This is a genomic window from Pseudorhodobacter sp. E13 (assembly GCF_003991405.1).
Classification (GTDB): Bacteria; Pseudomonadota; Alphaproteobacteria; order Rhodobacterales; family Rhodobacteraceae; genus Pseudorhodobacter.
On record NZ_RPEN01000123.1, the window covers coordinates 1 to 10,337 of the forward strand.

5 protein-coding genes and 3 pseudogenes are annotated in these 10,337 nt (G+C 61.7%); 6 read left to right on the plus strand and 2 right to left on the minus strand.

Going from position 1 to position 10,337, the window contains the following annotated elements:
- The first annotated feature begins 117 nt into the window (after nt 1-117).
- From EGN72_RS00770 to EGN72_RS00780, 3 genes are read left to right on the plus strand one after another with little or no spacing between them, the layout of a single operon-like run.
- Complete coding sequence (locus EGN72_RS00770) at nt 118-1,338, plus strand: ATP-binding protein (RefSeq protein WP_255417399.1); 1,221 nt, start codon at nt 118-120, stop codon at nt 1,336-1,338.
- A 30-nt stretch (nt 1,339-1,368) separates the two neighbouring features.
- Nucleotides 1,369-2,439: an isopenicillin N synthase family oxygenase gene (locus tag EGN72_RS00775; protein WP_127044760.1), complete on the plus strand. Its 1,071-nt coding sequence runs from the start codon at nt 1,369-1,371 to the stop codon at nt 2,437-2,439.
- 3 nt (nt 2,440-2,442) lie between these two features.
- Entirely contained in the window at nt 2,443-3,096 is a 654-nt protein-coding gene (locus tag EGN72_RS00780; protein ID WP_127044761.1) for a LysE family translocator, read from the plus strand.
- 246 nt (nt 3,097-3,342) lie between these two features.
- On the opposite strand, the gene EGN72_RS00785 is transcribed toward EGN72_RS00780, so the two are convergent.
- Entirely contained in the window at nt 3,343-3,639 is a 297-nt protein-coding gene (locus EGN72_RS00785) for a hypothetical protein (RefSeq protein ID WP_127044762.1), read from the minus strand.
- Nucleotides 3,640-3,817: 178 nt separating this feature from the next.
- Between EGN72_RS00785 and EGN72_RS00790 the strand changes: the two are divergent.
- From EGN72_RS00790 to EGN72_RS00800, 3 genes and pseudogenes are all read left to right on the plus strand, one after another.
- Nucleotides 3,818-8,196 (plus strand): annotated as a pseudogene (locus EGN72_RS00790) (strawberry notch-like NTP hydrolase domain-containing protein).
- 11 nt (nt 8,197-8,207) lie between these two features.
- Nucleotides 8,208-9,239: a toprim domain-containing protein gene (locus tag EGN72_RS00795; RefSeq protein ID WP_127044763.1), complete on the plus strand. Its 1,032-nt coding sequence runs from the start codon at nt 8,208-8,210 to the stop codon at nt 9,237-9,239.
- A gap of 360 nt (nt 9,240-9,599) precedes the next feature.
- Nucleotides 9,600-10,229 (plus strand): annotated as a pseudogene (locus EGN72_RS00800) (hypothetical protein); the annotation flags it as partial.
- 20 nt (nt 10,230-10,249) lie between these two features.
- On the opposite strand, the pseudogene EGN72_RS00805 reads toward EGN72_RS00800, so the two are convergent.
- A pseudogene (locus EGN72_RS00805) lies at nt 10,250-10,337 on the minus strand (IS5/IS1182 family transposase); the annotation flags it as partial.

Consider the following 10,337-nt stretch of genomic DNA (forward strand, 5'->3'; position numbering starts at 1 on the left):
AACATCCCACCGGCCGAAGCAGAGGAGGCCTTCTATGCAAACTTGAATACACTCGATATGGTCGCGTGAAACGGACTAATTGGTCTCCAGCAAAGCTGGGGCGGTTCAGTCGGCAAACTGGGTTTTGTTGATTGCGTGATCTACCAAGCCAATGCGGAGCAGACCACATTGACCCAGGTGGCCGCCTGGGGGGAGAAAAACCCGTTTGGCAGGAGCATTCTCAATCCGCTGGTTATTCCCTTCGGAAAAGGTATTACGGGAACAGTCGCGCAGGAACGAGAGCCTGCGATTATTGACGATCTGCTGAAAGATCAGAACTACATTCCCGATACCGAGCCTGCGCGGTCGGAAATATGCGTTCCACTTGTCCTCGACAACCGTGTCCTTGGCGTGATCGACAGCGAGCACCCGGCCATCGGGGCGTTCGGACCGGCGGATTTGGAAACACTCACAACTGTCGCTGCAATGACCAGCGCCAAACTGGCTCTTTTGGAAGAAGCGGAGCGATCGTCGCGCCGGTATAATGACCTCTTAAAGACGCATGCAGAATTGAGCGCGGAAAAGGACAGCCGAAGGGCGTTGGAAACAAGATTGTTCGAAGCTAGGCGGCTTGAGTCGATTGGGCGACTTACTGGAAAATTCGCGCATGACTTCAACAATTTGCTTACCGTTGTCTGTGGGAATCTCGAATTGCTTGAAGGCGAGATTTCATCGCCTGACGCACAAGCTTTCCTGCAAGACGGTAAAGAGGCCGCCGTCCGAGGCACAAAGCTGATCCATGACATGTTGGCCTTCTCGCGAAAGGCACGACATGTTCCTGATCTTATCGACCTCAATAAGGTCGTTGCGGACATCTGCCAGAAGGACGATCGGGGATTTGGCCCGATCGTGGAGGTATCGCTTGCATCACAGCTCTGGTCGATCCGCCTCGACCGCTCCGCAACCGACAATGCCTTGCGAAACCTGATGACAAACGCCCGTGATGCCGGAACCGCCACCGGAAGGATTTTGATTTCCACAGGAAATGTGCGGCTCAGTCGGTCGAATATGCCGCCACTGACCAATGAACTTGAACCGGGGAACTATGTGCGCCTACGTGTCCAGGACTTCGGAAGCGGCATTTCTGACACGGATGTCTACCGAATATTTGATCCTTTCTTCACCACAAAACCTGTCGGTTCGGGGAGCGGGTTGGGCCTTTCCATGGTGCTTGGCTTTGTGCAGCAATCGGGGGGCGCTGTTGGCGTGACAACCTGCATTGGGCAGGGTTCAACTTTCGATCTGTATTTCCCGGCTACGACCGCAGACGGAAACAATTCGTTAACCAAGAGGCCTTAACCAAAGGTTGAGACGACCGGGGGGAAACGAATGGCGATTTCAGGTGTGGAATATGAGCAGAGATCATCTGGGTTGCCGCTCATCAGTGTTGCCGCGCTGCTTGCTGGGGACGGCGAGGGCATCAAGGCGACAGCGGATGCCATTGGTCAAGCTGCACGCGAGTTTGGTTTTTTTCGCATCAGCGACCATGGGATTGAGCCAGAGCTGATTGAGGCGACCTATCAGTCGGCAATAGCGTTCTTTGCATTGTCAGATCGGAAAAAGCGCGCGTATTACATTGGCGACAGTCCAAACCATCGCGGATATGTTCCGTTCACTGAGAAGGGCGATTATCCGGATGAGGTGAGCCGCAATTATGAAGCCTTCGATCTCGGCCTCGACCTTCCGGCAACGGATCCGGATTTTTTGGCGGGGTGTAGAGTTCTTGGCCCCAATGTCTGGCCTGACCTTCCTGGGTTTCGGGAGACCGTTGGCGCTTACTATGCGAAAGTCTCGGCGCTCGGTCATCTGGTCTGCTCGGCGCTGGAGCTGCATCTTGAGCTGCCCTCAGGGACGATGACCAGCCAGATGACCAAACCAATTTCGCAGCTGAGGCTCCTGCACTATGTCCGCCACCAGAACATGGTCAATCATCAGTCGGTCAATATGGGGGCCCATACAGATTACGAGTGTCTGACCCTTCTCCATACCCGCAATGAGGGCCTGCAAGTCATGACACAGGACGACCGGTGGATCGACGTCCCGGTAGATCCGGCCGTGTTTGTGGTCAATATCGGCGATATGCTCGAAGCCTTGAGCAATGGTCTGTTGCGCTCCACGCCGCATAGGGTTTTGAACCTCAGTCCGGAACGGTTTTCCCTGCCATATTTTGTAGCGACGAATTACGATACGATGATCGCCCCGTTTCCACATCTTGTCAGGCCTGATCGCCCTTCCCGCTACGAACCGTTCCTTGCCGGGGCCCATCTTGAGCGGATGCTTGTGCGGGATTTCCCCTATTTTCGCGAATTGCGCCGCAAACAGGAGCTGTCTGGCGAGGTAAAGGCCGGGTCGGCTATCAAGAACCCTTTTGAACACAGATTGAACATTCCGCAGGTATGAATGATGCCCCATCTTGATGCTATCTTTGCCGTCGCCCTTGCTGGCTTTGCGCTGAGCGCAACGCCGGGCCCCTCCATGCTCTATGTCGCGTCCCGAAGCATCGGGCAGAGCCAATCAGCGGGTCTTGCCTCAGCTCTTGGCCTTGGGCTCGGCGGTGTCTTGCTGGCGGTGGCGACCGCCTTTGGTCTCGCAACGGTTTTTGCACAATTTGATTGGGTCGTCGAAGTGCTTCGGGTGGTTGGGTCGGCCTATCTGGTATGGTTGGGTGTCGATATGATCCGGACAGCACGCAAGTCCTCGCAGCTCTCTCTCGAAGCGAGTGAGGTCGCGCGTGAGCCGTTTCATCGCATTGTGTGGCAGGGCATTCTCGTGGAATTGCTCAATCCGAAAACCGTCTTGTTTTTTGCGCTTTTCCTGCCGCCGTTCATTGATAGCGGTGCCGGACAGGTTTCTGCGGAGGATGTTCGGCTGCAGTTCCTCGTGCTGGGCGCGCTTGTGCCCCTGACAGCAGTGCCGTCTGATATTGTGGTTGCTGTGATGGGCAGCACTGTCACGCGCGCCCTCAGCCATCAGCAGCGCCTTCGGGAACGTTTGGCCTGGGTGGGTGGATTGATCCTGATCGGTATTGCGGTCAACCTTTTTGCGGGCGTGGTCTAGTGATCCACGTTGACGAACTCGATCTGTTTTGACCATTAATCTGTCGACCAAAACAGTGGCTCACGCTGTGGCACTGTCACTGGTGTTTACGCTCTGGTATGACTTCCAGTCGTTTGCATGTCGCCTGCCAAAGAAGCTATTGCCGATTGACGTCGATCTCTGAGGCACCCGATAGCGGCTATCATGATCCGGGGCGAGGAGGCCTGTCAGATTGGGCGGGTCGGATCGCATCGGTTTCGGAGCGCTTCACTTGTTCCCGTCGATCCACTTCGACATCAGTCCTTTGTCGCGAAAGCACTCGTCCGGGACAGCGCGCCTTTTAATCCGGGCGAGTTTCTCGGCAAAGGCCACCTGCTTGGACGTGGGCCGCCGGTCAAATTCTGACACTGGTTTCAGCCGGGCCTGCGCTTCGATCCAGGCGCTCAAGGAGCGCATATCTTGCTGCACATCCCATGGTAATAGCGTCTGATTGCGGAATGCCAGCGCACGCGCATAGGCGATTTGCTTTGGCGTCGCGGGTAGGGCGAAGCTGTTACTTTCCATCTGCAGTCTCCCTTCGTGGCTTGTTGTTCAACATAGAACATAACAGGAACAAAATCAAGCCGGCTGCGCGGAACTTGAGGTTTGAGTGAGGAAGAGGGGGGCCGGGGAGGATCAGGCCTGAGGGTGCCCGAGAGAGGGCGTCCGGGGCTGATCCTGTCCCTCATTCCGGAGTTTCCCGATGACCCATCTCGCCCCCTTTGCGACCGAGCGCGCCCTTGCGCCTGTCGCCCCTATCCCGTCCCTCGATACGGCCGCTACAATCTTGAGCGTGGCCGAAGCGCTGCAGCCTGATCTGGCGCAGGGTTTCCGGATCGACGCGCTGCGCCTGCGCGCTGAGATGGAGCGCGCCTTTGGCGGCTCCGATGCCGATGGTGCGTGGAACTGGAAGCTCGCCTATGAGGCGGGCGAGGTGGCGCTGGTCCTCTTCCTCCGGAAATTCGGCCGTGCGCTGCTGACCCGTGCCGGATCGCCCACGGCGCTGCTGCCCATCCTCGCCAAGGTGGCAGGCCTTTTGCCCACTCACACCCGGCGGTCCGAGGAGATGGAGCGCTTCCAGCAATTCTCGACGCCGCTGCCCATGGGGCTCGCGGCACTTGCGGCCGCGCAGATCACGCCCCGCGACCTGGTCCTCGAGCCTTCGGCCGGGACCGGGCTTCTGGCCGTTCTTGCCGAGATTGCGGGCGGCGGCCTCGCTCTGAACGAATTGGCAGACACCCGGGCTGACCTTCTTCGCTTGCTGTTTCCGGGCCGCCCGGTCACTCGTTTTGACGCCGCGCAGATTAACGATCATCTCGACACGAGTGTTCGCCCGAGCGTCATCCTGATGAACCCGCCCTTCTCGGTTGTGGCCCATGTTGATGGCCGGACGACAGAAGCGACAGCCCGGCATCTGCGCTCGGCGCTGGCACGCCTTGCCCCCGGCGGACGGCTGGTCGCCATCACGGGTGCCAGTTTCGCGCCGGATGCGCCCGTCTGGGCCGATACCTTCGCCCGCCTGACCGAGACCGCGCATCTGGTCTTTGCGGGCGCCGTGTCGGGTGCTGCCTTCGCCAAGCACGGCACCAGCTTCGAGACGCGGATTTCGGTCTTCGACAAATGCCGCGGTGGCGAGGCGGGCGGCATCACCGCCGATCTGGCGCGCCCGATATCGCCTGATGTCGCCAGTCTGCTCTCGCTGATCACCGCCCACGCCCCCCCGCGCCTCGCGCTGGCGCAGGTCGCACCAGCCGGGCAGGGCCCCTCTTCCCCCTTCCCGGGAAATCCTGCCCGCGCCACGCGCACGGCCTTCAGCACAGCCCGCGCAGCCCCTGCGGCCCAGCCTCACCAGTCCAGTGCACAAATCGAGGCCGAAGATCTGGTCTATGCGCTGCGCGATGCGACTGAGGAGGCCAATACCGCGCGCCTTTCCGACGCGATCTACGAGACATTCCGGCTTCAGGCCATCGACATTCCCGGCGCAGCACAGCACCCGACCAAGCTTGTGCAGTCGGCGGCGATGGCGTCCGTTGCGCCCCCGAATCCCACCTACCGCCCGAAGCTCCCCAACGCCGTCCTGCACGAGAGCCTGCTCTCTGACGCACAGCTTGAAACGGTGATCTACGCGGGCGAGGCGCATGGCGCGTATCTCGCCGGCTCGTGGACTGTCGATGAAACCGGCGGCATGGTCTCGGCCGCGCCCGAAGATGCCGCTGACGCTGTCCGCTTCCGTCGAGGATTCTTTCTTGGCGACGGCACTGGTGCGGGCAAGGGCCGCCAGTCGGCCGGGATTTTGCTCGACAACTGGTGTCAGGGTCGCCGCAAGGCGCTCTGGATCTCGAAGAGCGACAAGCTGCTGGAAGATGCGCAGCGCGACTGGTCTGCCCTTGGCCAGGAGCGGCTGCTGGTCACGCCGCTGTCGCGTTTTGCACAAGGTCGCGACATCCCGCTCTCGGAAGGCATCCTCTTCACCACCTATGCCACTCTGCGCTCAGAGGAGCGGGGGGCAAAAAAGTCCCGCGTCGACCAGATCGTCGACTGGCTGGGGGCCGATTTTGACGGTGTCATATTGTTTGACGAAAGCCACGCGATGGCGAATGCCGCCGGATCAAAGGGCGAGCGTGGCGATACCGAGGCCTCGCAGCAGGGCAGGGCGGGCTTGCGGCTGCAGTACAAGCTGCCCAATGCCCGCGTGGTCTATGTCTCAGCCACGGGGGCCACGACGGTCCATAACCTCGCCTATGCGCAACGCCTCGGGCTTTGGGGCGGAGAGGACTTTCCGTTCGCCACCCGCGGGGAATTCGTCGAGGCGATTGAAGCCGGTGGCGTGGCAGCCATGGAGGTGCTGGCGCGCGACCTGCGCTCGCTGGGTCTCTACACTGCACGTTCGCTCTCTTATGACGGCGTCGAATACGAGATGCTGGAACATGCGCTGACCCATGAGCAGCGCGGCATTTACGATGCCTATGCTGGCGCCTTCGCCATCACCACAACAACCTTGCGGCAGCAATGGAAGCGGCCAATATCACGGGTGAGAATGGCACGCTGAACCGCCAGGCCAAGTCTGCCGCGCGTTCCGCCTTCGAGTCTGCCAAGCAGCGGTTCTTCGGCCATCTGCTCACCTCGATGAAAACCCCCACCCTGATTGCCAGCATCGAGGCTGATCTGGCCGCTGGCCATGCCGCCGTCATCCAGATCGTCTCGACGGGCGAAGCGCTGATGGAGCGCCGCCTGTCGGAGATATCGAACGACGAATGGAACGACATCCGCGTCGACATCACCCCACGGGAATACGTCCTGGACTACCTTGCCCATTCCTTCCCGGTGCAGCTCTATGAGCCTTTCACCGACAGCGAAGGCAACCTCTCCTCCCGGCCCGTGGTGCGCGATGGCCAGCCCGTCGAGTGTCGGGAGGCTGCCCGCCGTCGCGACGCCCTGATCGAAAAGCTTGCGTCGCTGCCACCCGTGCCCGGGGCGCTTGACCAGATCGTCCAGCGTTTCGGCACCGACCTCGTGGCCGAGGTCACAGGCCGCTCGCGCCGCATCGTCCGCAAAGGCGAGGGTCCGGCGGCGCGCCTTGTCGTGGAAAGCCGGGCAGGCTCTGCCAACCTCGCGGAAACCGCCGCCTTTATGGATGACCAGAAGCGCATCCTGATCTTCTCGGATGCTGGCGGCACGGGGCGCAGCTATCATGCCGACCTCGGGGCGAAAAACCAGCGCCTGCGAGTGCATTACCTCTTGGAGCCCGGCTGGAAAGCCGATGCCGCCATCCAAGGCCTCGGCCGAACCAACCGCACCAATCAGGCGCAGCCGCCGCTGTTCCGGCCCGTCGCTACCGATGTGAAAGCGGAAAAGCGGTTCCTGTCCACCATCGCGCGTCGCCTCGACACGCTCGGGGCCATCACGCGCGGCCAACGCCAGACCGGCGGTCAGGGGCTGTTCCGCCCCGAGGACAATCTCGAAAGCCCCTACGCCCGCGACGGCTTGCGCCAGCTTTATCGCCGAATCTATCGCGGCGATGTGGCGGGCTGCTCGCTCGGTGCCTTCGAGGATGCAACCGGGCTCAGCCTGACCGATGACAACGGCCTGAAGGACGACCTGCCGCCGATCACAACCTTCCTCAATCGCCTGCTGGCGCTGACGATTCATATGCAAGCCGTGCTCTTCGCCGCCTTTGAGGAACTTTTGGAACAGCGCATCGAGGGTGCCATCGCCGCTGGGGTCTATGATCTCGGCCTTGAGACGCTGCGCGCCGAGAGTTTCCGCGTCACGGATGCTCGGATCATCTACGCCCATCCCGGCTCCGGGGCGGAAACCCAGCTGCTGACCATCGCGGAGAAACGGCGGAACACGCCGACCGCGCTCGCGGATGCGCTCGACTGGCTCGACGACCCGAAGGCGCGGCTCTTGGTCAACAGCCGCTCAGGTCGTGCAGCGGTGCAGGTGCCCGCCACCAGCCTGATGCTGGAGGATGGCACCATCGAGCCGCGCCTGCGCCTGATCCGCCCGACCGAGGCCAGCACCGTGCCCGTCAAGATCATGGAGGACACGCACTGGCTGGAAGCTGACCGTACCGCCTTCTCCGCCGCCTGGACCGCAGAACTGGCAGAGGTGCCGGAGTTCAGCGAGTCCACGCTCCATATCGTCGCCGGGCTCTTGCTGCCAATCTGGAAGCAACTTCCCCAGGATGAAACCCGCGTATATCGGCTCCAAACCGATGACGGTCAACGCATCATCGGCCGCCGTGTCTCGCCCGCTTGGGTCGCGACAACGCTTGCCGACGACGCGCCGAAGCTCAGTGCAGCCCAGGTCCATGCCCTCGTTCTGGAGGGCAAGACCGTGGTGCGCCTGGCCGAAGGGATGGAGCTGCACCGCTCCCGCGTCATGGGGGTCAACCGGATCGAGCTCTCCGGGTTCACGGAAGCGCAGAAGGACCGGCTCAAGGCCGATGGCTTTTTCTCGGAAATCATCGCTTGGAAGCTGCGCCTCTTCTGTCCGACGGATTCCGGCGGTGTGAAAGTGCTCGATCACCTGCTTGCACGTTTCCCCATCCAGGGTCTACATGCACGCAACGGTTGTTAAGAGTGTGTGCCATGTCTTTGGAAACGACAGATCTGTTGCGAGACCTTTCGCAAAATGCCGAAAGCGTCTGCCGCCATTACCTTCCCGCTGGGAGGCGGGAAGGTGCTTACTGGATGGTCGGCGATTTGCAGAACAATCCTGGCCGTTCGCTGTTTGTCAGGTTGACTGGCCCCGCGTCGGGGGCGGGCGCCGCCGGGAAATTCACCGACAGCGCAACCGGTGAACACGGTGATCTCCTCGACATCATTCGCGAACGCACGGGGATCACGCGCTTTCCCGACCTTCTGGCCGAGGCCCGAGCGCATCTTGGCCGTCCGCAGCCGGTTCTCCCAGATGCAAATTCCCCGCGCAGCCGAAAATCCCCCTCGGGTACGCCAGCAGCAGCGGCGCGCTTGTTTGCGGCTTCGCTGCCTTTGGCGGGTTCTCTGGCAGAGGTCTACCTGCGTTCCCGGGGCATCACCCAAGCAGTGCCGAGTGCGACCCTGCGCTTCCACCCGAGTTGCTGGCATCGGGATGAGGGTCAGACCGAGGCTGTCCCCAGACCGGCGCTGATCGCAGCGGTCACCGATGGGGCAGGGGCCTTGCAGGGCGTGCATCGCACCTGGTTGGCACCTGACGGACAGGACAAGGCGGCTGTCGACACACCGCGTCGGGCTATGGGTCACCTCCTCGGCAATGCCGTCAGGATCGCTCCTGCAGATCAAATCCTCGTGCTGGGGGAAGGCATCGAGACCATGCTTTCTGTGCGCGAGGCGGCACCTTCGTTACCCGTCTGGGCGGCGCTCTCGTCGGGTCACCTCGGAGCCGTCCTGTTGCCTGCGGCGTTGCAGCGCCTCTACATCGCTATCGACCGCGATCCGGCGGGGCAGCGCGCGGCGGAAAGGTTGAACGCCAGAGCAACTGAGGCCGGGATTGCCGTGCGGGTGCTTGAGCCGCAGCTCGGGGATTTCAACGACGAACTCCGAGCCCACGGCGCTGAAGCGCTGCGCCAGCATCTGGCAGAGCAGATCGACCTCAAGGATCAGCATCGGTTGACGATCTGAACGCTCGAGGCGCAAAAACAGTCTGGAAGCGGGGCAGGGCTCAAGCATCGCTTGAGGAGCTGGGTCGCGTCTTTCTCCTGTTCCCGGCTATCGAACCCGCCCGACACCCGCACGTCCTTCAAGAGATGGGCAGGCGGCCGTCAAAGGGGCCGCCCCTTCAAGAACGGGGGGCAACTGATTTCCGCCGGCGGGGCTCGCCCCGCCTTTGCATCGCGAGGCAAATCAGCCGCCCCCCGTCCTCCTCCACATGCGTTCCGGCCCCAAAGAGGGGGTGAAGCGGCGTCCCCAGTGACAGCTTTCGCAGCCCATGAAGGCCGCGCGGGATGTCGCGCGGGCCCGAGCAGCCGGAGGCAAAAGACCATGACGACCCAATTCCACAGCGAAGATTTCGACCGCAACCCCGCCCTTTCCCAGACCGCCTGGGCGCTTCAAGAGCTTCAGCTCTACGGCACCCGTGCTTTCCAGGACGAGGTCGATCTGCGCCCGATGCCGGAACCCGAGCGCCTCATCGACGCGGTCAGCGATATCTTCGATGCTCTCGCAGCGACCCTTGGCGACACCCGCATGGAACCCGACCTCGAAGAATTGCTCTGGGGTCAGGTCAACCTCTTCCACCGCGCCGCCGCCCGCACGGAACGCTTGCTCGACGACAACGAAGTGGCGCAACACCGTTTGCAGCGCGAACAAGACGGCTCCGAGGTGAAATCGACCGAGCTTGAGCGCCTGACGGCTGAAGGCACCAGCCTTGTCGAACGGCGACATTGTCTCGAAGCTTTCCGCGACCGCAGCGCCGAGGCCTTTGAGCTGCACACCGGCTCGACCTGGCGGCCCCGCTCTGGCTCGATGGTGAACCACAAGCACCTGACGGCAGCGCTGATCGATAGCCGCGATTTCCTGTCCGCCAAGCGCCGCTCGGAAACCGAAGTGATGTTGCCCCAAGGCACCAAGATTGCCCTCACCGGTGGGACCGAATTCAACGATCACCGCCTAGGGTCCAGACTCATTGACCGTCAAAGCCAGAACAAGACAGTTGCGGCGAGGGCGACGGCTGAGAGGAAGGTCTTTGCGCATCGGTCGTAACGTGTTGCGATGCGGCGC